Consider the following 23,035-nt stretch of genomic DNA (forward strand, 5'->3'; position numbering starts at 1 on the left):
TAAATTTTATTTTTATTTATAAATATAATTATTGGAAATTAATCCTTTTTGAAATATCTTTTGGTAAAGGCAGTTTTCTGAAAGGCATGCCTTCAGTTTTTGCAGAAATCTCAGCAATTAATTCATCTACATCCATATCAACTTTTTCACCGGTTTCACGAACGGTAACCTGGAATCTGCCGGATTCTGCTTCCTTGTCTCCGATGACAAAAATGTATGGAATCCATTCTTTTGCTGCGCTTCTGATTTTCTTGCCGACGCTTTCGTCACGGTCGTCTATATCGACACGGATATTGGAAGCGTTGATTTTTTCATAGATTTCGTTTGCAAACTCTTCGTGAGCTTCTCCAACGGTAATTATTCTGGCCTGAATAGGGCTAAGCCATGCAGGAAGCATTGGAGACTTTTCGTTCAGCTCAATGGCAGTCTTTTCAAGCATTGCACATAATACCCTTTCGATACTTCCTGTTGGAGAACAGTGAAGGATTGTAGGGTTGTGCTGATTGCCGTCTTCGCCCAGATATTCGATGTCGAACCTTTTACCGCTTTCAACGTCTATCTGAACAGTAGGGTTTTCAATTGGACGGCCTAAGTAGTCAATGTTTGCCAGATCGATTTTGCAGACCCAGTAATGATGCCTTTCAGGTAAAATCTCCAAAAGGATAGGCTTGTTGAATTTTGATGCGATTTCATACATCCATTGCTCGTTTTCGTCGAAGAAATCCTGGGTTGCCCTGAAAATGACTTCAAAGTCAAGATTCAAGTCTTTTCCGGTTCTCAAACACATGTCGGTTTGGGCTGCAAATTCCTCAAGTGATGCAGGAACGTCAGCACAGAAAGAGTGGAAATCAGGCATGGTAAATGCTCTTAGTCTTTTAAGACCAACGACTTCACCTTTTTTCTCGTAACGGAAACTGTAATGCGTCAATTCGAAAATCTTGGCAGGCAGGTTTTTCCAGGTCAGGAATGAATCGCTCATTAATCTGAATGCGCCGAAACATGCTGCGAACCTGAGCATCAGCTTTCTTTTGGTATCGGTTCTGTATTGCCTTTCACCGAACTTGTATGCGTGCTCGTAAATTGCCTGATTGTCTAAATCATAGAAAATCGGAGTTTCAACAGGCATTGCGCCACGTTCCACTACCAGATCATAAACGTAATCGTCAAGCAAATCCCGGATAAGTTTTCCTTTCGGATACCAGCGGAGATTTCCAACGTCTGATGCAGGCTCATAGTCACAGATTTCCTTTTCACGCATCAGCTTTACGTGAGGAGGTTCCCCTTCATCGGATGCACCTTGGCCCAATTCATAATCGACTAGCTGCTTGAATGCCTTGTTGTCGAACTTGAAGTCTTCAATCTGAGTGATTTTGTCGTTTTCAAGAATCTGCCATTTTGAAGGTTTTCTTTCAATTTTCTCTTCTTCCGTTTCCGCAGTAATCGTTCTTGAAAGTTCACTTAACGGGTGACCTTTACAGGAGATTTCAAATGCCTTATACCATCCGAACGGGACTCTTACAACATTTAAGTCTTCAGCCAAAAGTGCTTCTTCCGCATCTTTCAGGATTTGAACGGCCACTTTAGGTGAGCTTAATGAGGAAGATAAGTGAGCGTACGGGTATATGACAATGTTTTCTGCTGAAACTTGGTCATTGGTTTTTAAAACTTCCTTAACTAAGTTTTGAACAATTCCTTGTGGATTATCTTCGTCTTCTTTTTCAACAGCTGTAAATACTACTAAAGAATCATCAAAGGAACCGTCATGTTTGGCCTCTTCGATTTCTTCAGCTACAGGTGTCTTCTTTTTAACATTGTAATTTAAATAATCAGAATGAATCAATAGTATTCTCATTTGACCACCATATATTATGATTTAATTTTTGAATTTAATCTTATATAAAATGTATTTAAAAAAACGATTTTCGCAGAAATTTAAAAAAGATAATATATTATCAAAATAAATTATTATTTATGAGAATCATTTTAGCAGGAACCGGCAGTGCAGTCGGAAAGACGACGATTGCAACTGGAATCATGAAAGCATTATCCGAGAAATACAACGTTCAGCCATTCAAGGTCGGACCTGATTATATCGACCCGTCCTACCACACTCTGGCTACCGGAAACACCTCCAGAAACCTGGATTCCTTTTTCATGCATGACGGACAGGTCAGGGACTCCTTCATTAAAGGCATGGATGGCAAGGATATTGCAGTAATTGAAGGCGTGAGGGGACTTTACGAAGGAATTGACTCCGTTAATGATATCGGAAGTACCGCTTCAATCGCCAAATCACTTAAGGCTCCTGTCATATTAATCATCAATTCAAGAAGCCTTGTTAAAAGCGCCGCAGCCCTGGTTTTGGGATTCAAGACTTTAGATCCTGAAATAAACATTGCTGGTGTCATACTGAATAAAGTTAAAAATAAGGCTCATTACGAAAAAACCAAAAGATCAATTGAAGAGATTACCGGCACCGAAGTTATCGGAGGAATTGTGCGTGACGACAGTATTTCCATCGAACAGAGGCATCTAGGCCTTGTTCCTGCACGGGAAAGGGAAAATTCACTGAAGTTCATTGACATCTGGTGTGAAACCATAAAGAACTCCATAGATTTGGACCGTCTGGTTGAAATCGCCAGGACCGCTCCAAAGATTGATTCCAATCTGGAGCCTATCTGGAACAAGCTAAACTCCAAAAAGGTGAAAATAGGAGTTGCATATGATGAAGTCTTCAATTTCTATTATAAGGAAAACATAGAATCCCTTGAGGCAAACGGTGCCAAAGTGGAATATTTCTCACCTTTAAAGGATGAAAATCTGCCCGACATAGACGGATTATACATCGGAGGAGGATATCCCGAACTCTTTTCAAAAGAACTAAGTTTAAATGAAAGTATGCTTAAAGATATCAAGGACTTCCACCTTGACAACCGTCCCATATTTGCCGAATGTGGCGGTTTAATGTATCTTATGAATTCCATCCATGAAGATAAAGTTGTAGATGTATATCCTTACAAGTCAGTTTTGACAGATCGTGTGCAGGCACTGAAATATACCATAGCCGAAGTCCAGGAGGACAACATCATCTCCAAAAAGGGCGAGGTTTTCCACGGCCACGAATTCCACTACTCAAAGGTGATTGTCGACAAACCACAGCACCGCTTTGCCTTCAAAATTACGCGCGGTAAAGGTTCATATGACTTTATGGACGGATTTATGGAAAGAAATACTCTGGCAAGCTATGTCCACACCCATGTTGCGGCAATGCCTAACTTTGGAGGAAACCTATGTCTTTCAGCCTTAGAAAAATAGACTTTTTCCATCCATATATCGTGGCAATCATCATCCTGATAGTTCTGGCGATGGGATACGTGGGCTCCTTCAACTACAGGTTTGAAGACCCCCTGAATACGCAGACCATATTAACAGTATTATTTGCAACTTTTCTCTTTGTTATTGCAGTATTTATAACTTCCAAAAAGTTTAAAGCTCAAAACCCCAATGAGATAGATATCTTTTCTGAAAGGATACTGATTGCATTCATCATACTTGCGCTGATTCTTCAAAGCCTTAACATGGTTCTTCTTGGAGGAATACCGCTGTTCAACAGCGTTCTTAAATCAAACGCAACCACAAACCTCTGGAGAGTTGCATATCCACTATTTCTTATATTAATTAACATTCTAATCGCAAAATACTATGACAGAAAGTACCTGATTCTTGTTCTTCTCGGAGCATTAGTCTTTGGACTTAACGGATACAGGACATCAGTAATCGGAATTTTAGCAAGCGTCTTCATCACCATGTTTTATATCGGGAAAATCTCCCGGAAAATGGGAATTGCATTCGTTATACTGATTGCAATCGGAGCGATAGGCATCGGCTATATCGCATCACAGTCAATAGCTACGCAAAAATGGATGCTCAATCCAATCGAGCTGGTATTCTACAGGCTTGCATTTACCCTTGAAGTCCTTGAAAAAATCATTCCATTGGCAGGTACGACCCACGGACATATACTGTCAATGATATTTTCATCAGGAAGTCCTAGATCGTTTATAGGCAATTACGTACTTCACTATGACGTCTGCCTGACATCCACATTATTCGGACCTGTGATGCTTGATTTCGGATATGTGGGCCTTACGATTCAGATGCTTTTTATGGGAGCATTCCTTAAAATAATGCATACCCTGGCTAAAAACAAGATCGGAATCGGAATCTATTCAATAATATTAACCCACACGCTGATATGGATTGAAACGGGACCGACCGACATAATGATATGGTTTTTATACCTTCTGGGACTTATAGTGATAGTTCTGGCATTGAAAAAATAAGTTTGAAGCTGCAAATTAATGCAACTATACGAATATCAATATTATCAAGATTATAAGAGAAATGAAGAATATTATCGTTCCTCGGGTAATGAAGAATCTTGATCTGTCGACAAACATGAACGTTAAACCATAGGACAGCGCCAAAGCCACTATCATTTCAATTAATCCGCTGATACCGTAATCTATTTTTAAAATATTGCCGAAAAGGTAAGACAGCAGGTATGAAATTGCTACAACCAGGATAATCGTGACTATAGGGTTGCTTAAAATAGGCTGAAGGCGGTCAAACCATGAAGGGCCTGAATTGTAATTGTAATTGCGGTTATACAGGTCTGCAGGATATAATCTGCCATTTTGCTGTTTTTTTCTCCTGTTTAAAAAAGAGAACCTTGATTTTGAGGAGTTGTACTCTTCCACCTGAGGATATAAGGTATTTTTATAGACAATAGGGTTTTCGTCTCTTCTGCGCATTATATAATCCATATCGGATGCGTCATAAGTGTATTCCGGATATTCATCTTCAACGTATGAAACATCACCGGTAGAGTAGTCGCTGCTGTCCAGAGTAGTCTGCTGAGTATCGTTCTGATATTTTTTAGCCAGTTCGGTTAAATTATCCCTGTCAACCAATTTAATGTTTTTTCTAAGGGCATAATTTGTAGCCTGATTATTAAAGTAAGCTGATGTCACAACAGCCACCTTAGAAGCTTTAAGGCTTTCTGCGGCATCCTCCATTTCCTTCAATAAATCTATTCCGACTTCGAATTCCTTATCATAATTGTTACATGCCAAAACTACACCAAAATCGCCAATTGTTGTTGGCAATACAGCATATATATCTATAACCCTTTGTGATGTCTTAAAGTTCTTATATACTTTAAAACCAGAATCCTCCAAAACTTTCGCAATAAAATTAATCAACTGTGGTTTTTCCAAAGTTCCACCCTATGTGTTTCAATATTATAATTTATTAAAAAGATTATTATTAAACTTTATCATTAAAAAAAAAGAAAAGAAAAAAAATAATTTTCAATTATCTTTTTCTGTACATTACAAAGCCGACAATACAAACAACGAGTATTACTGCTATTATACCAATAGTAGTGAAATCAAAACCGCTGTTTTGTGTAGCGGCCGTTGTATTGTTTGCAGTATTGTTTGCAGTAACGTTATTTGTTGCATTGGTAGTATTGGTTGAATTTGATTGTGTTCCAGTTGTGGAAGAAGCAGAAGAGCTGCTTGAGTCACTGGAACTTGAAGAGCTTGCGGAGCTTGAAGAACTGCCTGAACTTCCTGAACTGGAAGAACCGCCAGAACCGGATGAACCGGATGAACTTGCAGCCGGAGCGCTTTCAACAGGCTGTGCACTTGATGCCTCTCCACCAGTACTTGTTACCTCTTCAGGATGAGGTCCTTCGTGACCGGGATGAGCGCTTACAAAAGACATGCACAAACAGATTCCAACTACAACAACAAATAAAAGCATTATTTTCCTTTTCATTCCAACACCTCAAAAAAATAAAAAAGAGAGGTTTGAAAACCTCTATGCAGTTACTGTAACTTTATTTGCAATGTTTGCTCCATTGTAGCTTGAAGTAATAATGTACTCTCCAGCCATCAAGTTAATGTTTAACTTGGCGTTACCAGCGTCGTCGGTGGTTCTTTGATAGAAGACACCGTTGATGTTGAAGGTTACGTTTTGACCGGCATATGGAGCGCCTGTACCATCAACTAAAGTTGCAACGAACGGATCAGGAGTACCGTATTTCTTGGTTAGGTCAGTTGCGTTTAACACAGGCAATACGGTAATGTTGTTTGATACTCTGCAACCATTGTATTCGGCAGTGATGATGTAGTTACCAGGTTCCAGGTTGATGTTCATTCTGGCAACACCTGAAGCGTTGGTTTTCCTTTCGTAGAATACTCCGTTAATGTTGAATTTAACGGTTACGTTTTCACCGACAGGGTTTCCGTCATCGCCGATAATGGTTACGTAGTATTGTGATTCGTTTTTGTAGTATTTTACCAGATTTTCATTGTTAGTGATTGAAGGCAATACTGTAATGTTGTTTGCTCCCATTTCACCGTTTACAGGGTTGATTGCAGTGATTACGTATTCTCCTTGTGGCAAGTTGATGTTTAATCTTGCTTTACCTTCAGTTCCGTTAATGTAACGTTTGTACATTACACCGTTGATGTTGAATGTTACTTCAGTTCCGTTAGCCAGGAAGTTACCTTCAGTGTCAAGGAAAGTAGCGTAGTATTGGGTTCCGTTTTTGAATACCTTAACGATATCATCGCCGTATACGGTTGGTAAAATTGTTACGGTGGATTCATAGCTTGAATTTCCAGCAGAAGCAATTACTTCATAGATACCACTGTTTAATCCTAAACCCATGCTTGCAGTACCGTTTTCATCAGTGGTTCTGGTGTAAGTTACACCGTTGATTGTGATGTTGACGGACTGGTTGGCAAGTACGTTTCCTCTGTTGTCTGTTACGTAAACAACTAATCTTTCAGGTCCTTTGTAGTATTTTTCTACATCAGGAGCGTCAATTACAATGTGGTCTTCACTTTCAACAACGATAATTTGATGTAAAGCCAAGATAGTTGAACCTGTAGCATCGAAGAACAATTCGTTGTTTGATTCTATGATATCGGTAATATCCCATTCAAACATGTCTAAGGTGTTGGATGTACCGTTCCATACATCTGATGAAATGTTATCATTGAATATGATGTTTCCTTCACCTTTTTGAGCGCTTGCTGCAAATACGTATAAGGTTGCATTTACAATAGCGTTTGGATCGATATCATCGAAGAAGGTTGAAGCACCGGCAATTAAGTTTTTGCTGTATGAATTTGCAAGTAAATCTGCATTTTCATAAATGTAAACTGTTTTAACGTTAGATGTTTCGTTTGCATCAGTCAATACTAATAATGAGCTTGGATAAACAGCGCTGTTTTTAGCGATTTTGCTGAGAGCGACAATGTTGTCACCGGATTTGACTAAATCAGTTACGTTGTAAACAACTAAACCGTAGCCATATGCACCGTATTTACCTAAATTACCTTGATCACGGTATGAAGCGATAGGAGCAATAGTTACATTGTTGAATGTAATATTCCATGTATTGAAGTCGCCGCCTGCAACTTTATCCCAGTTATATGAGACATAAAGTAAAGCGTCTACAACTTTGCCGTCGTATTCAGCAGGCAAGGTTTCGTTTCTTGTTGTTGCACCGGTTCCCATGTATGCGGAAACATCTGAGTTTGCAATAACGACATCGCCGGTAATTTCGTATACACGGATAATTCCTTCATCATCAGATAGATATTCAAAGTCCTTACCTAAGTAACCGTTGTATAGGACAGGGAATGAATAATCTGTAGTGTTGATTTTGGTTCCGTTGGTTTCAATGATTACTGTATATACCGCTTGAGTGTTGTTAGCGCCGTTAACTGTGGTTTCGTCGATTGGCCTGATGGTAGGATCAACGAATACAAATTCATATGTATCTTTTGTATAGTTAGCTATTTCTTCTTCAAAGATAGTTTCATTATCACAAATAACTTTAACGATGACATCGGCATTGTTTGCGAATTTGTCATTAGTAACTGTTAAGGTCAATGTGTTTTCAACGCCAGCCTGTATTGTAGGAACGCTGGTGTATTCAGGTACCAGATTGTTTATAGCGGTTGGACGTGCTGAGAACAGGTATACTCCAAAGTAGGTGTCCATGTCATAGATTGTTCTGTTTGCATAGTAATCTTCATAAATGGTTCCGATATAATCTAAACTTGGGTTGTAAGTATCGTTACCTTTTTCTTTTTGATATGCGTTTTCTGAAACCCACAAGTCATCAGAGTAAGTTCTGAACTGTAAAATGGCACCGCCGTCAATTAATGTCATACCCATAATGAACTCACCGTAGTCGCCTCCGATGTAGGTACTGTATACTAAATCGCTTCCTTCAGGATTTAAGATAGCTAATACAGCGTCTACAGTGTAGTAGTCAGCGTGCTGTTGTGGGTCATATTTGTAAGTTGGACCGTTTTTCTCTTTTTGGAAAGCATCATCGGTGACAGGATAGTCGCTGGATTGACTCATACCACCAATAACAAGGTTACCGTTTTCATCGAGTGCGATAGCTCTTCCACCTTCATCAGCGCTACCACCGATATAGGTTGAATAGACAATGCTCCAGTCATTGGTATCGAATTTCATTGCGAAGATATCTCCACCGGAAAGACTGTCACCAACACCACCATAGGTTCTTTGGAATGCATTAGGGGTGGTTGGGAAGTCATCGGACCAAGTATCACCAACGTAGTATAAGAAACCGTCGTCGCTGATAAGTAAAGCTTCACCGTCATCAGTCTTACTACCACCAATGTATGAACTGTATAATAAAGTGTTGTCTGTAATGTTAATGGCAGCTAAGAATGAATCGGCTTCACCAACGTTACGTACGGTTCTGTTTGCGTTAGGAGTGGTAGGGAAGTCAATGGAAGTAGTGGTTCCTGCGAAGTAAACAATGTCATCTTTAACGGCTAATGAACCGTAAGTACTGTCAGCACCTCTTCCACCGAAGTAAGTACTGTATACCAATTCACCAGTGTTAGTGTCGATTTCAGAAATGAAAATGTCGAAACTGTTTTGGAAGTCAATGTCGTCAGATGAAGTGTTTTCATTCCAGTCAATACCGTCTTTAGTTTTTTGATAAGCGTTATCGGTTACAGGGAAGTCAATTGAGTTGGTAATACCCTGAACGAATGCGTGACCTTCGTCATCAATTACTAAAGCCCAGCCTCTGTCCACTTTACTGCCGCCGAGGTAAGTACTGTATTTTAATTTTTTACCGTCAGCACTTAAAACAGCTAAATAAGCAGATTGTGAACCGCTTAAGTTTCTGATTAAAGCATTTTCAGTGGTAGGGAAATCTTTTGAAGCTGTAAGGCCGGTTATGTAAATGTTACCTTCTGCGTCTACTTTAAAGTCTTTTTCAAATTCAGTGCTTGAACCACCGATGAATGTAGCAAAGACCAATTCTCCGTTAGCATCAAATTTAGCGACGTAAATATCTTTACCACCGGATTTATTAGCCTGGAAAACACCATCAGTAGTGTTCAAGTCGTTGGAGCTGGTTTCCATTACAACATAAATGTTTCCTTCAGCATCTGTGAAAATACCTTTAGCCTTATCTTCACCATTACCACCGAGGTAGGTAGCATAGGTAGGAAGCAAGGAAGATTCTGTAACGTTGACTATAGCTTCAGCGTCGCTTCCACCATAAAATTCATCACCTTTAAAGCTAGCTGCAACGGAGTATACGCCATATTCGGAGCTTGAGAAAGTGGTTACTTTTGCAATACCTTCGTCATTTGTGACAACGGTGTAATCTTCTTTACCGATTGTAACTTTAATTTCTGCGTTAGCTAATGGAGCTCCTCTGTTTGAAGTCAAGTTTAAAATTATGTTAGCATTTTGATTAATGCCGACAGTTTCATTGCTTACGGTTAAGGTAGTGTTATCATAGAATAAGAAAACACCGAAGTAGGTGTCCATATTATAGATTGTTCTGTTTGCGTAGTAATCTTCATAAATGGTTCCGATATAATCTAAACTTGGGTTGTAAGTATCGTTACCTTTTTCTTTTTGATATGCGTTTTCTGAAACCCATAAGTCATCAGAGTAAGTTCTTAATTGTAAAATGATTCCTCCGTCAAATAAATACATGCCCATAATGAATTCACCGTAGTCACCGCCATAGAATGTACTGTATACCAAATCGCTTCCTTCAGGGTTTAATACAGCCAATACGGCATCTACAGTGTAGTAGTCAGCGTGTTGCTGTGGGTCTTTTTTATATTCAGGACCGTTTTTCTCTTTTTGATATGCATCATCGGTGACAGGATAGTCGCTGGATTGACTCATACCACCAATAATAAGGTTGCCGTTCTTATCGAGCGCAATTGCTCTTCCACCTTCATCAGCGTTACCGCCAATGTAGGTTGAATAGATAATGCTCCAGTCGCTGGTATCGAATTTCATGGCGAAGATATCTCCACCTGAAAGACTGTCACCAACACCACCATAGGTTTTTTGGTAAGCGGTTTCTGTTGTTGGGAAATCATCGGACCAGGTATCACCGACGTAGTATAGGAAACCATCATCACTAATAATTAAAGCTTCACCGTCATCAGTCTTACTACCACCAATGTAAGAGCTGTATAATAAATTATTATTTGTAATGTCGATAGCTGCTAAGAATGAGTCAGCTTCACCCACATTACGTACAGTCCTATTTGCATTTGGAGTAGTAGGGAAGTCAATGGAATCAGTTGTACCTGCAAAGTAAACGATATTATCTTTTACAGCCAAGGATCCGTAAGTGCTGTCAGCACCTCTGCCACCGAAGTAAGTACTGTATACTAATTCACCAGTGTTGGTGTCGATTTCAGAAATGAATAAATCAAAACTGTTTTGGAAGTCAATGTCGTCAGATGAAGTGTTTTCATTCCAGTCAATACCGTCTTTAGTTTTTTGATAAGCGTTATCGGTTACAGGGAAGTCAATTGAGTTGGTAATACCCTGAACGAATGCGTGACCTTCGTCATCAATTACTAAAGCCCAGCCTCTGTCCACTTTACTACCGCCGAGGTAAGTACTATATTTTAATTTTTTACCGTCAGCACTTAAAACAGCTAAATAAGCAGATTGTGAACCGCTTAAGTTTCTGATTAAAGCATTATCGGTAGTAGGGAAATCCTTTGAAGCTGTAAGACCGGTTATGTAAATGTTACCTTCTGAGTCTACTTTAAAGTCTTTTTCAAATTCTGTGCCTGAACCACCGATGAATGTAGCAAAGACTAATTCACCTGTAGAATCAAATTTAGCGACATAAATATCTTTACCGCCAGATTTATTAGCCTGGAAAACACCTTCAGTAGTGTTCAAGTCATTGGAATTGGTTTCCATTACAATATAAATATTTCCAAGGGCATCGGTGCAAACACCTTTTGCCTTATCTTCACCATCTCCACCAAGATAGGTACCGTAGATTTGAGTAAAGTTATATGAAAGATCTGAATCTGTAGAAGTACTGGAATTAGATCCAGATGGAGTTGTTTCTGGTACTGATGAATTTGATGAATTATCAACTATTTTTGCATTTGCAACATTTAAAAGAATATTATATCCGCCTTTTAAGCCATTGCTGCTTAATGCTTTTGCTTGAACATAATATCTTCCGTCAGTCACTTGGGTTGAATCCCATGTATATTTCCATCCGTCTTCAGAATTATTATCCTGATACGCAGTCTGATAATCCTTATTTGAATCATCGAGACCTTCTATTGTGAAATTGACATGTTCGGTTGTATAATGGTCTTCAACGGTTGCGACAATTTCTACTTCGCCTGATACCTCAGTATTATGTATCGGAGTTTCAATTGTTACTGCAGGCTGTTCAGACAAGTGAGCAGAAACGGCGCCCATCGATAAGACAATCATTAACAAAGCCAAACAAAGCAAAGTCTTTTTATGTTTTATCATATCTTTTTAATCTCCTTCTTATTTGTTTTTTAAAAAATTTATCAGCTTTTAACTAATATTTGTCAATGAACATCTAATTTTTAAAAAAAAAATCTTTTTACACCTCCGATGTTAATTAATTATAGTGTTTATAATATTTAAATAATAATAACTTAAATCTAAAAAGTATTACTGACATAATTAATTATTTATAAAAAAGTATTACTAAGTAAAAAATAAAATAAGAAAAGATAAGAAAAAGCTTATCTTTTAGTTTTATATCCCACAAGCATCACTAATAGAGAACATATTAGTAGCATTAATGGGTTTCCAGAAGCGTTACCCCCTAAAGGACTGGAATAGCTTGGATTATTATATCCACCGGAATATGATGAATTAGATGAAGTGTTATTTGTCACGTCCCCTTCAACAGTAAGATAACGTGTAGGAACGGCATTGCTTATTGATTCATCATAAGTATCAGTCGATAAACTTGCAGTCAGGTTATTTCTGGCAGGTAGCGTAGCCAACATCTTAATGTTAATGGAATATTTTCCCACAGGAATGGAACCTAAATTCCAAGTTATCTGACGATTTAATGGATTATAATTAAAATCACCAGTCGTTACATCGGCACTGATGAACTGTAAACTTTCTGGAATAGTATATCTGAATATTGTATTTTTTGCATTGTCAGGACCGTTATTGAAAACATTATATGTTATAACCACTTCATCGCCAACCTTAACGCCTGACCTGTCGGACGTTACGGTTACATAAAGCTCGGATTGCGGAACATGCAACAGATTTGTAACGGTTATAGAATCCTGAGAACCGGTTTCATTCAAACTTGCGGAGTATATGTAATTTCCGCCGGTTTTTGAAACGGTGTATTCCAAACGAGCAATTCCTTCATCATTACTAATAGCTGAACCGACAAAATCGCCGTCGACTTTAAAGTCAATCGTTTTGCCAGATAATGACGTATCGTCACTACTAGTTAATTTTGCAGTTAAATTTATTTTTTCCTTGTATTCTGCAGTAATCGGATCGATGTTTAAATTTATTGAGCTTTCAAAAGCCGTTATAGTCGAATTGGTATTTGCAAACTTGTAGATATTGTCTCCCCTGAAAGTCGTGGATACGTTGTATTTTCCAGGCTTTGAGGGAGTATAACTGACGCTTGCTATACCGCTTGAATCCGTAATCGCAGAAAACTTATTTCCATCAATTAAAAACTCAATATTCTTGTTTGAAATCCCTTTTGAATTATCATCCACAAGCTTTGCAATGACGTTTGCCTTTTGGTTGACTGGAACTGAGATATCTTCAACGTTCAGGCTCAAATCCCTTTGGGTATTTGCAAGGTTTACGAGGATGTTATATTCGCCCGTAAGGCCTAAACTGTTAATGGCCTTTGCCTGAATCATGTATTTTCCGTTTGAACAATTTGAGGTGTCCCATACAAAATTCCAACCGTCAGCGGGGTTTTTGTCCTGCATGTTCAAATTGTAGACGCTGTCAATTCCGTCTATCGTCACATTAACGTGCTGTGTCTCGTAATGGTCATCAATCGTTACATTAATGTCCACTTCACCCGATACATCTTCACCATCGCTCGGCGTCGTGATACTAACTCCGGGATTGTCAGAATCGTGAGCTGAAACTGCTGTGACAGAAAGTAAAAATAACATAAGGAATAATGCTAAAATCATATTTCTTGAAAATCTCATAACATACTCTCCTTAATTATTCACATTTTCCCACAAAAATACATTTGCAATTATATTAATATGAAAACTTAAAAAACACCTCCATTGAGTTATTCTATATCTTTTTTAGTATAAATTAATTATTATTTTAATATTTAAAAGTATTACTATAATAGTAAAATTAGACAATTTAGTAATACATAAAATTTAATTAATTATGAAAAAGTAAGTAATACTATGAAAGCTTTAATATGTAATGATGATGGAGTAACGGCTTCAGGGATTTATGCCTGCAAAAAGGCGGTAGAGGACTTATGCGAAACTGTAGTTGTTGCACCGGAAACCCAACAAAGCGGAATCGGACATGCATTGACATTATATGAACCGTTAAGAGTAAGTGAAAGAATTTTAAAGGATGGGAGCATAGCATACGGCGTTAACGGAACACCTACCGATGCAGTTACCCTCGGATTATTTGAAATAATGGATGAAAAGCCTGACCTGATGATTTCAGGAATAAATACTGGCTTCAACATAGGCCAGGCCGAACTGACCACATCCGGGACCGTAGGCGCTGCACTTGAAGCCGCAAGCTTCGGAATTCCGACAATAGCCATTTCCCTAGAGGTTACAAGAGATGATATAAAATTCGAAAACGGGGAAATTGACATAGACTTCGACTTTGCCTGCAAAATGCTCAACAAACTGGCAAAAATAGTATTGAAAAAGGGATTGCCTGAAGGAATCGATTTACTGAACGTTAACGTTCCGGCTAATCCCGTGAATGATGAATTTGAAGTTGTAAGGCTTGGAAAAAGAATGTATGTTCCTGTGATTGAAAAAAGACTAGATCCGAGAGGCCGTCCGTATTACTGGATAGGCGGCGAACCTTACACATCAGATGAAAAGGGAAGTGACGGTTACGAACTGAAAGTGGCTCAAAAAACAACAATAACTCCACTGAAAATAGATTTGACTGGAGATTTAGATATCTTTAAGAAATATCTAGATATTTAAATCTTTAAGTATCTTTTCTCTTTCTTCACGAAGTTCGTTTAATAGTTTCTCATCAGTGCAGCCGTCTTTTTTAAGCTGTGCTATTGTTCTGGTAATAGCTTCCAAATTGCTTTCTAATTGATTAATTGACATAGTATTATATTAAAACATTAAAGTATATAAATTTAAAAAATCAATAGTAATATACATTAAAAGGATTGAATTTTATGACTGACAAAGACCAAGTAAACAGGTTATTTAACCAATTTAAAAATAAAAATGTAACTGTAGAATTAAGAGACAACAATCAGGCTGAAGGTAAAATAATAGCCATTGACAATTACTTAAACATCGTTTTGGAAAACGATAATGGTATACAGACCTTAAAAGGTGGAAACATAGTTTTTGTTAGCTTAAAAGAATAACCCAAACACCACTTTTTTCTAACTTAAGTCCACTTCAATACCCAGAATCTCTTTTTCACCATTGAAAACATCTCGGGCAATTTGGGCTGCACCGATAGCTCCGGATTCCTTTGATATTGCTCTCAGTTCGTATTTTCCCTTGAAGTATTTGTTAATTTCATCTTCAAAGTTAAACGGTTCGGTTGCAGATCCGACAGAACCTGTGAGAACAATTCCTTCAATATCATTTTCACAGACCACATCCAGTCCGGCTATTTCCATTGCAACGGTCATTATCAATGTGTCAATAGCTAATTTGGCCTTTTCATCACCGTTGACATAGTTTTCCAGAAGCTGGTCTTTCATGTTGGCTACCTTTCCGTCGATTCCGGCTATTTTTATTGCACCGGCATGTGAAAAGCATTCGTTTGCAGTTTTTCTGCCTTCATCGATATCGCGTATCATCTCCAGGTCAATCGGTCCGTGGACAATGCCCATAGCGCCGAGACAGGCATCGATTGCCCCCTTAATTTTAGAATCCTCAATAAGTATGTCTACGCTGTTGGATGATATGTCCGCAACGATGAAATTTTTCCATCCGGTTTCCTTCAATGCATTATATGAGATGCTCACCTTCTCAGGACTGGCCTGATGTGAATAGGCAGCATTAAACAGCTCGTTCAGTGAAGTTGAATTCTTGTGAAGGCCAGGTATCATGATTGTTGGAATGTTTGAACTTTCAAGTTCGGAAAACACTGATGTTCCGCCTCCGGTAACCTTTCCTGCACCTGCAATAGATAAGATTCCCCTGTCTTCAACCTTGTCAATGGGCAAGATCCTGTTGAATCCGTCACCCATTGCGTAAGTGATTGCCATTAATTTAACAGAGCTAAAATCGCATCTTTTGGACAATTCCTCAATGGCTGACACCTTTCCGCTTTTGGAATCTTCCCTATCGATTTTAAAAACGTCCAGAATTTCCTCATCATCAGACATTATGCAAAAAGAGATGCCGGTAGTACCGTGATCCATTCCAATAAAAGTCATATACAACTCCCCAAACAATATAACTTTTAAAAATTAATAATAAAAAAAAAGTTTAAAGATGAATTTAATCATCTTTTTGTAATCCGCAAGCTTTTCTTAGTCTTTCACCGACAATTTCAATGTCTTTTTGACTTTCTGCAGCTCTCATTTCTTTCAAGTTAGCTCCGTCGGTAGCGTTTTCATCGCCCCATTCTTTTTTGAATGTTCCATCTTGGATTTCAGTTAAAACTTGTTTCATACCGTCTTTTGCTTCTTGAGTAATGATTCTGGAACCTCTGGTTAAACCACCGAATTCTGCAGTGTTACTTACGTCTGTCCACATTCCTGCGAAACCTTTTTCATAGATTAAGTCAACGATGAGTTTTACTTCGTGACAGGTTTCGAAGTATGCGATTTCAGGCTGGTATCCTGCTTCAACTAAAGTTGTGAATCCTGCATTGATCAGTTCGGTAATACCTCCGCATAAAACGGTCTGTTCACCGAAGAGGTCAGTTTCGGTTTCTTCCTTGAAAGTGGTTTCCAAAACACCTGCTTTAGTTAATCCACAGGCTTTTGCCATACCCAATGCGAGCTGTAAAGCGTCACCGGTTGCGTCATTTTCGACTGCTACTAAACCTGGAATACCGAATCCTTCTTCGTAGGTTCTTCTTACCATTGATCCAGGTCCTTTAGGTGCAAACATTACGACATTAACGTCTTCGTTTGGCTTGATTAATCCGAAGTGGATGTTGTAACCGTGAGAGAATGAAATGGTGTTGCCGCTTTCTACATATTGTGCAATCTGTTCATTGTATACTCTTTCCTGGATTTCATCAGGCAATAATATGTGGATGATGTCTGCTTCCTTGGCAGCGTCTTCAATTGTCTTTACGGTCATGCCGTCTTCCTGAATGAGATTCCAGGAACTTCCGTTTTCACGGGCCCCGACAATTACGTTAAGTCCACTGTCGGCCATGTTTCTTGATTGTGCTCTACCTTGTGAACCATAACCGATAACGGCGATGGTTTTTCCTTCAAGTGCATCTGTATCTACGTCTGCGTCATAATACATTTTCATTTTTTATCGTCTCCTATAAAAAATAATTATATAAAAATAATATTGATTTTGACATTTAAATAAATAACTAATAGAAATAAAAAAAATTATTAATAGATGATTTAATAACCATCTACTAAAACTTTCAATTCGCCGGTCACGATATCGATGATGAGGCCGTGTACCGGTACATCAGGGATTAAAGGGTGATTTTTGATTTTTTCAACAACGTTTTTAACGTTTTCTTCTTCGTCGTCGAATCCGCCAATCCATTCAGCCAAATCGTATTTGGCAATGTCTTCTTCCTTGATTCCTCTTGCAAGCATTTTTTCCTTTAGGGCTTCAGCGTCAGCGCCTGCCATACCGCATTCGGTGTGACCGACAACAAGTACCTCTTCAGCTCCAAGGTTGTATAAAGCTGCTCCGATGGATCTGATTGCATCTTCACCGACGATGGAGTTACCTGCATTTCTTACGATTTTTGCGTCTCCTCTTTTTAAACCTAACGCAGGTTCAAAAAAGTCAATCAGCCTGCAGTCCATACATGTTAAAATAGCTAATTTTTTAGCTGCGTGGTGAGACATCTCAGTTCCTTCAAAGTTTTCAACAAATTCCTTATTATCTTTTAATACGTTTTCCAAAATTGTCATTTTTAAACTCCCCTTGCCATTGCAGTGAGTCCGGTTCTTGAAATCCTTTTGATTCCATAACCTTTCAATAAAGATATAAATGCATTTATTTTTTCCATATCTCCAGTAATTTCAATTATTAACGTTTCTTCAGTAACGTCAACAATATTGGCTCTGAAGATATTTACATACTGCATTATTTCAGCTCTTGCCTTTTCATTGGGAATATTGACTTTTACAAGACATAATTCCCTTTTAACAGCATTTTTAGAAATATCTTTAATCTTGATAACATCAACCTGTTTATTCAGTTGCTTTGTGACCTGTTCCAATATCTTGTCATCGGCCTTTACGGCAATAACCATTCTTGCCAATCCATCCACTTCGGACTGGCCTACCGTAATGCTGTCAATATTGAAACCTCTTCTTGTAAAGAGTCCTGCGACCTTCTGTAAAACTCCAGGCTTGTTTTCAACCAATGTGCTTATAACATGATACCTTTCCTGCATTTAAATCACATCTTTTTCAAGTTTGTATTCACCAATCATCTCATTGATGCCTGCTCCTGGAGGCAGCATCGGAAGCGTCTCTTCTGAATCTATTATTACGTCAATCAATATTGCTTCATTATCCTTGATTGCGGTTTTTAATGCCTCTTTCGTTTCGCCAGGTTTTTCCACCCTTAAGGCATTGACACCGAAGCTTTCAGCCAGCTTGACAAAGTCAGGGCTTTGGCCGAATTTGGTCTCGGAATGTCTTCTGTCATACAATAGGCTTTGCCATTGATATACCATTCCCAAAGTCCTGTTTTCAAATACCATGGCGATTACAGGTATATCATAGTCATGGACAGTTGCCAGTTCCTGACATACCATAAGAAATCCGCCGTCTCCGTTGACTGAAACGACAACGTCTTCGGGACATGCGACCTTTGCGCCGATTGCTGAAGGGAATCCGAATCCCATCGTTCCAAGCCCGCCGGATGAAATGAACTTGCGAGGCTTCTGGGTATCGTAAAAGTGAGCCGCCCACATCTGATTCTGACCGACATCGGTTGTAAGGATTGAATCGGGAGTTAATACTTCGCTGATTTCCTTAATGACCCTCTGCGGCTTGAGCGGAACATCATCATAAGTCATTCTAGGCAGCAAATCCTCTTTTCTTTTTTGGATTTTACTGGTCCATGCATTTACTTTATCTGATACATTATAATCTTTAAATAATTTATTCAATGAACTTAAAACATTTTTAGCATCCCCTACAATAGGCAAATCCACTTCAACGTTCTTGCCGATTTCTGCAGGGTCTATATCAATATGGATAACTTTGCTGTTGGGAACAAAGCTGTCAAGCCTTCCGGTAGTCCTGTCTGAAAACCTGACTCCGATAGCTATCAGCAAATCGCATTCGTTTACTGAATCGTTGGAAACCTTTCTTCCATGCATTCCAAGCATTCCCAATGCCAAATCATCGGTTTCGTCAATGGCTCCCTTACCTAAAAGTGAAGTCATTACAGGAGCGTTAATCAAATGCGCAAACTCGTTGAGCTCACTGCAGGCGCCTGACAGAATAACACCGGCACCAACAAGTATCATCGGCCTTTCAGCTTCCTTGATTAGGTTATAGGCTTTTTTGATTTGTCTGGGATTACCCTTTAAGGTAGGATTATAGCCCGGCGTCTGGATTAAATCATCATTGAAATGCGTAAGTTCTCCTTCCTGAACTTCCTTTGGGACATCAATCAAAACCGGACCCGGCCTTCCACGAGTAGCCAAATCAAAGCTCGTTTTAATTATGGATGGCAATAAATTAGGATCTTTAGGCTGAAAGCTATGCTTGATAATAGGCATAGTGATTCCAATGATGTCAGCTTCCTGAAATGCGTCATTTCCTATTAAATGAGTCGGAACCTGACCGGTTATTGCTATAATAGGTGAAGAATCCATGAAAGAAGTAGCAATCCCTGTTACTAAGTTAGTTGCACCTGGTCCGGATGTAGCCAAACACACACCCACTTTACCTGAAGCCCTTGCAAATCCGTCAGCTGCATGGGCTGCAGCCTGTTCGTGCCTTACCAGAATATGATTTATGTCTGAATCGTAGAGCATATCATAGAAAGGTATGGTCTGTCCTCCAGGATAACCAAATATAGTTTCTACTCCCATTTTTTTAAGGGATTCAATTATCGCTTCTCCGCCTCTCATTTCTAAAACCTTTTAAATTTTTATTATAGGATAATTTTTGTATCGCTAGATATATATAATTAATCAATTTTCAAAACAAACTTTTGAAAGGAATGAATCTGTTACGTTTCGGCAATATTCCTCATATTCCTTGCCGAATTTTTCTTTAAGCCATTTATCCTAAGTATTTGCCATTGCCACTGATAGAACAATCCAGAATATGACAATCAATATCAGAAAGTACATATTATGGAAAATGAATACCAGAACTGCGCAAATATGTAGGAAAACGGCATATATGGGATGCCTTACAAGTGAGTATACGCCGTCGGTTAGCAGCTTGCTGTTCTGGATTTTATCCCGAATACTGGACATTTTAACTGCAGAAACACATAAAAATACTGCATTAATGATTAATAGAATACCGAAAGCGAAAATAGCCAGTATAAAGGTTTCAGTTAAAAAACAGGAATCATTTTGCAGAATGAGAGATAATCGCTATAACGGTAATGATTGTTATCGGAAATAGGAGCCTACACCATATAATGGTAAAGTATTTTTCTGCGTAATGTTAATCACCTAAAAGTTTATATATTCAAAAAAGTTAATATACTTTAGATAAAATTAATTAAACACAAGTAAGTAACAGAGGTTTTTATGAAATATTCAAAAATCCTATGCCATAGACTGCCTGAAAGGAGTTTTCATTACAGGAATCATCAGTTCCCGGTTTGTGCAAGGTGCACCGGATTCTACACGGGTTTAGCAGTGTTTTTAATCTATAATTACTTTTTCACCGTACATTATAGCTTAACTTTATTGATAATCTCAATAATATTAATGATACCTGCTGCCGCTGATGGCTTTACGCAGCTCTTCGGATGGAGAGAAAGCAATAATAATTTAAGATTTCTTACAGGTTTCATTGGCGGAATAGGCTTGATTATTTTCATGAAAATAGCTATTAGAATTACATATTATTTGATAGGGGTGTATTTATGATAATTTGTCCGGAATGTGGTGAAGAAAATCCTCAGGGAAGCAAATTCTGTAGAAAATGTGGTATTAATTTAGTGCATGAAGCTCCTCCAAAAGCGGAGCACATTAAGGCTGAAAAGGTAACGGTTGAAACGCAGCCTCCCAGAACCGAAGTAAAAAAGACAACCGTCCAAACAAACACGTCCACTACCACAACTAATAATAAAAAAGATAGTAACGATTGGATTCTGTGCTGTGTCTGTCTGTTCTTTATATTTATAATATTTGCAATTGTAGGACATTAATCCTTCATGTAATGGTAAAGAACAGCCTTTTGAGCGTGAAGTCTGTTTTCGGCCTGATCGTAAACCACGGATTGCGGACCGTCAATTACCTCGGCGGAAACTTCCTGGCCCCTCACTGCAGGCAGACAGTGCATGAAAACGGCTTCATCATTAGCCAAATCCATCAGTTCACGGTTGACCTGATAAGGCATTAAATCTATTTCTCTTTGAGCCTTTTCGGCTTCATCGCCCATGCTTACCCATACGTCAGTATAGACAACATCTACGTTTTCCAAAGCGACATTAATGTCATCTGTAATGGTTATTTCAGTATTTTTCTCATCGGCATACTTCAAGGCCTGATTAACGATTTCTTCTTTTGGCTCATAGCCTTCAGGGCATGTTACAGACATATCCATTCCTAAAAGAGGAGCTATTAATAAAAGGGAATTGCATACGTTGTTTCCGTCACCGACGAAACATATTTTCTTGTTTTCAAAGGATCCGAAATGTTCCTTAATGGTCAACATGTCGGCCAAAGCCTGACAGGGGTGTTCAAGATTGGTCAGTCCGCTGATTACCGGCACGTCTGAATACTTGGCAAGCTCAATGACATCATCATGTTCAATTGCCCTAATCATTATGCCGTCAACGAAACGGCTCAATACGCGTGCCGTATCTGAAATAGGCTCTCCTCTGCCCATCTGTAAGTCATTTGATGATAGAAATATTGCTCTTCCGCCCAGCTGATACATTCCAACATCAAAGGAAACTCTTGTTCTTGTTGATGACTTCTGAAAAATCATTGCCAGGGTTTTTCCTTCCAAAGGCCTTTGCTCTTTTTTGCCTTCCTTAATCTGACCGGCCAAGTCAATAATGTATTCTACTTCCTCTTTAATATCACAAACAGATAATAAGCTACCCATTAAAATCCCCTCTAAGAAAATTAGATATATATTATTTATTTATATTAAATGTTATGTTTTCATTTTAAACATTATATCACGGATTGTAGAAATTACAGGCACTAAAAAGAACAGATAGATGAAATTACAGGAAACATTGAAATCCAAGAGATTCACGATTATGGTCAATCCCATTATGATTAAAAATGTGTGGTAGGTATATTTTCTTTCTTTTTTGGATAATTCTGCTTCAAGAAATCCCCTTTTGTCGGCATACCAGAACATCAAAGTGAAAAATATCAACGTCAGAAATATGTTTAAGCCGAACAAAACGTTTGCAACGAAAAACTGTGAATACGTTCCGATAATGGACGTTGTAAATGGAATGAAAGATATACATGCCAGAAAGAATATATTGAACCACAGATACGGGATATCAAAGCCAGTAATTTTAATGAATTCATGATGGTAAATCCAGAATGATGCTATTAATATGAAACTGACCAAAGTAATGCCTATGCTTGGAATAAGAGAATGAATAAAAGCAATGAAGTCTCCTTCAGATAATATCTGTATTTCAGGAAGAGCCATTCCAAAAATGAGCAGGGTCATGACCATTCCAAAAATGCCGTCGGTAAGGCCCATCATTAACCACATATCTACAGAATAATATAAAATCATTGAACCTCCCCGACCTTTTAGAGGTCGGGGATTCCTAGATTTTTTTTTGCTTAATAGTCTATTAAGTCTGAACTAGGCTATCCCCGTCGCACCAACGGTTCAGTATATTAATTGCGGCATTTACATCCCTATCAAGTATTTTTCCACATTTCGGACACATCCATTCCCGTTCTTTTACATCCAAATCTTCATTGATGTGTTGGCAGTGGTGGCATGTTTTGCTTGTATTTTTTGCGTTTGTGAATTGTACACCGTCTGCTTCGGGTTTGTAGAGTTGGAATTTATCTTTAAGTCTTTGTA

21 protein-coding genes are annotated in these 23,035 nt (G+C 38.5%); 6 read left to right on the plus strand and 15 right to left on the minus strand.

Annotated features, from left to right (window positions below; all coding sequences use genetic code 11):
- Positions 1–28: 28 nt before the first annotated feature.
- Complete coding sequence (locus F3G70_RS06095) at positions 29–1,852, minus strand: threonine--tRNA ligase (RefSeq protein WP_149731812.1); 1,824 nt, start codon at positions 1,850–1,852, stop codon at positions 29–31.
- A 119-nt stretch (positions 1,853–1,971) separates the two neighbouring features.
- On the opposite strand from F3G70_RS06095, the gene cfbB reads away from it, so the two are divergent.
- Entirely contained in the window at positions 1,972–3,315 is a 1,344-nt protein-coding gene (gene cfbB / locus F3G70_RS06100) for a Ni-sirohydrochlorin a,c-diamide synthase (RefSeq protein WP_149731813.1), read from the plus strand.
- On the plus strand, positions 3,291–4,343 hold the full coding sequence (locus F3G70_RS06105) for an oligosaccharide repeat unit polymerase family protein (RefSeq protein ID WP_149731814.1): 1,053 nt from the start codon (positions 3,291–3,293) through the stop codon (positions 4,341–4,343). The genes cfbB and F3G70_RS06105 overlap by 25 nt, the downstream gene beginning before the upstream one ends.
- Before the next feature lie 24 nt (positions 4,344–4,367).
- On the opposite strand, the gene F3G70_RS06110 is transcribed toward F3G70_RS06105, so the two are convergent.
- The 4 genes from F3G70_RS06110 to F3G70_RS06125 form a co-directional block, all read right to left on the minus strand.
- Positions 4,368–5,279, minus strand: a complete 912-nt coding sequence (locus F3G70_RS06110; protein ID WP_149731815.1) for a restriction endonuclease — start codon at positions 5,277–5,279, stop codon at positions 4,368–4,370.
- Positions 5,280–5,376: 97 nt separating this feature from the next.
- The gene (locus F3G70_RS12050) at positions 5,377–5,844 is read right to left on the minus strand and encodes a hypothetical protein (protein ID WP_188118096.1); all 468 of its coding nucleotides are present in this window, start codon (positions 5,842–5,844) and stop codon (positions 5,377–5,379) included.
- 42 nt (positions 5,845–5,886) lie between these two features.
- Positions 5,887–11,859 carry a DUF3344 domain-containing protein gene (locus F3G70_RS06120; RefSeq protein ID WP_188118097.1) on the minus strand — a complete coding sequence of 1,991 codons (5,973 nt, stop codon included), beginning with the start codon at positions 11,857–11,859 and terminating at the stop codon, positions 5,887–5,889.
- 284 nt (positions 11,860–12,143) lie between these two features.
- Positions 12,144–13,613 (minus strand): Ig-like domain-containing protein, encoded by a 1,470-nt coding sequence (locus F3G70_RS06125; protein ID WP_149731818.1) that lies wholly within the window; start codon positions 13,611–13,613, stop codon positions 12,144–12,146.
- Positions 13,614–13,829: 216 nt separating this feature from the next.
- Between F3G70_RS06125 and surE the strand changes: the two genes are divergently transcribed.
- The gene (gene surE / locus F3G70_RS06130; protein ID WP_149731819.1) at positions 13,830–14,609 is read left to right on the plus strand and encodes a 5'/3'-nucleotidase SurE; all 780 of its coding nucleotides are present in this window, start codon (positions 13,830–13,832) and stop codon (positions 14,607–14,609) included.
- Here surE and F3G70_RS12055 read toward each other — a convergent pair.
- Entirely contained in the window at positions 14,598–14,741 is a 144-nt protein-coding gene (locus F3G70_RS12055; protein WP_188118098.1) for a hypothetical protein, read from the minus strand. The two genes, surE and F3G70_RS12055, sit on opposite strands and share 12 nt — an antisense overlap.
- 74 nt (positions 14,742–14,815) lie before the next feature.
- On the opposite strand from F3G70_RS12055, the gene F3G70_RS06135 reads away from it, so the two are divergent.
- Positions 14,816–15,013, plus strand: coding sequence for an LSM domain-containing protein (locus F3G70_RS06135; protein WP_149731820.1), 198 nt, complete (start codon positions 14,816–14,818; stop codon positions 15,011–15,013).
- An 18-nt stretch (positions 15,014–15,031) separates the two neighbouring features.
- On the opposite strand, the gene F3G70_RS06140 is transcribed toward F3G70_RS06135, so the two are convergent.
- From F3G70_RS06140 to F3G70_RS06165, 6 genes are all read right to left on the minus strand, one after another.
- Positions 15,032–16,039, minus strand: a complete 1,008-nt coding sequence (locus F3G70_RS06140) for a methanogenesis marker 12 protein (protein WP_149731821.1) — start codon at positions 16,037–16,039, stop codon at positions 15,032–15,034.
- Positions 16,040–16,103: 64 nt separating this feature from the next.
- The gene (ilvC, locus tag F3G70_RS06145) at positions 16,104–17,096 is read right to left on the minus strand and encodes a ketol-acid reductoisomerase (protein ID WP_149731822.1); all 993 of its coding nucleotides are present in this window, start codon (positions 17,094–17,096) and stop codon (positions 16,104–16,106) included.
- A 101-nt stretch (positions 17,097–17,197) separates the two neighbouring features.
- Positions 17,198–17,725: a beta-class carbonic anhydrase gene (locus F3G70_RS06150; protein ID WP_149731823.1), complete on the minus strand. Its 528-nt coding sequence runs from the start codon at positions 17,723–17,725 to the stop codon at positions 17,198–17,200.
- Positions 17,726–17,727: 2 nt separating this feature from the next.
- A complete protein-coding gene (gene ilvN / locus F3G70_RS06155; protein WP_149731824.1) occupies positions 17,728–18,213 on the minus strand; it encodes an acetolactate synthase small subunit in 486 nt (161 codons plus the stop codon).
- Positions 18,214–19,908, minus strand: coding sequence for an acetolactate synthase large subunit (locus F3G70_RS06160; protein ID WP_149731825.1), 1,695 nt, complete (start codon positions 19,906–19,908; stop codon positions 18,214–18,216).
- Between the two features lie 159 nt (positions 19,909–20,067).
- Positions 20,068–20,262, minus strand: coding sequence for an isoprenylcysteine carboxylmethyltransferase family protein (locus tag F3G70_RS06165; protein WP_316502677.1), 195 nt, complete (start codon positions 20,260–20,262; stop codon positions 20,068–20,070).
- Positions 20,263–20,544: 282 nt separating this feature from the next.
- Here F3G70_RS06165 and F3G70_RS06170 point away from each other — a divergent pair, with 282 nt between their 5' ends.
- Positions 20,545–20,889, plus strand: a complete 345-nt coding sequence (locus F3G70_RS06170; RefSeq protein WP_149731827.1) for a DUF2085 domain-containing protein — start codon at positions 20,545–20,547, stop codon at positions 20,887–20,889.
- A complete protein-coding gene (locus F3G70_RS06175; protein ID WP_149731828.1) occupies positions 20,886–21,170 on the plus strand; it encodes a zinc-ribbon domain-containing protein in 285 nt (94 codons plus the stop codon). Before F3G70_RS06170 ends, F3G70_RS06175 begins: the two co-directional genes overlap by 4 nt.
- Here the strand turns inward: F3G70_RS06175 and argF are convergent.
- From argF to F3G70_RS06190, 3 genes are all read right to left on the minus strand, one after another.
- Complete coding sequence (argF, locus tag F3G70_RS06180; protein ID WP_149731829.1) at positions 21,167–22,075, minus strand: ornithine carbamoyltransferase; 909 nt, start codon at positions 22,073–22,075, stop codon at positions 21,167–21,169. The two genes, F3G70_RS06175 and argF, sit on opposite strands and share 4 nt — an antisense overlap.
- Before the next feature lie 51 nt (positions 22,076–22,126).
- Positions 22,127–22,735 carry a TMEM175 family protein gene (locus F3G70_RS06185; protein WP_149731830.1) on the minus strand — a complete coding sequence of 203 codons (609 nt, stop codon included), beginning with the start codon at positions 22,733–22,735 and terminating at the stop codon, positions 22,127–22,129.
- Between the two features lie 61 nt (positions 22,736–22,796).
- Positions 22,797–23,035: zinc ribbon domain-containing protein (locus F3G70_RS06190; RefSeq protein WP_149731831.1), on the minus strand; the 239-nt coding region annotated here is incomplete at its 5' end.

The organism is Methanobrevibacter millerae (assembly GCF_900103415.1).
Taxonomy (GTDB): Archaea; Methanobacteriota; Methanobacteria; order Methanobacteriales; family Methanobacteriaceae; genus Methanocatella; species Methanocatella millerae.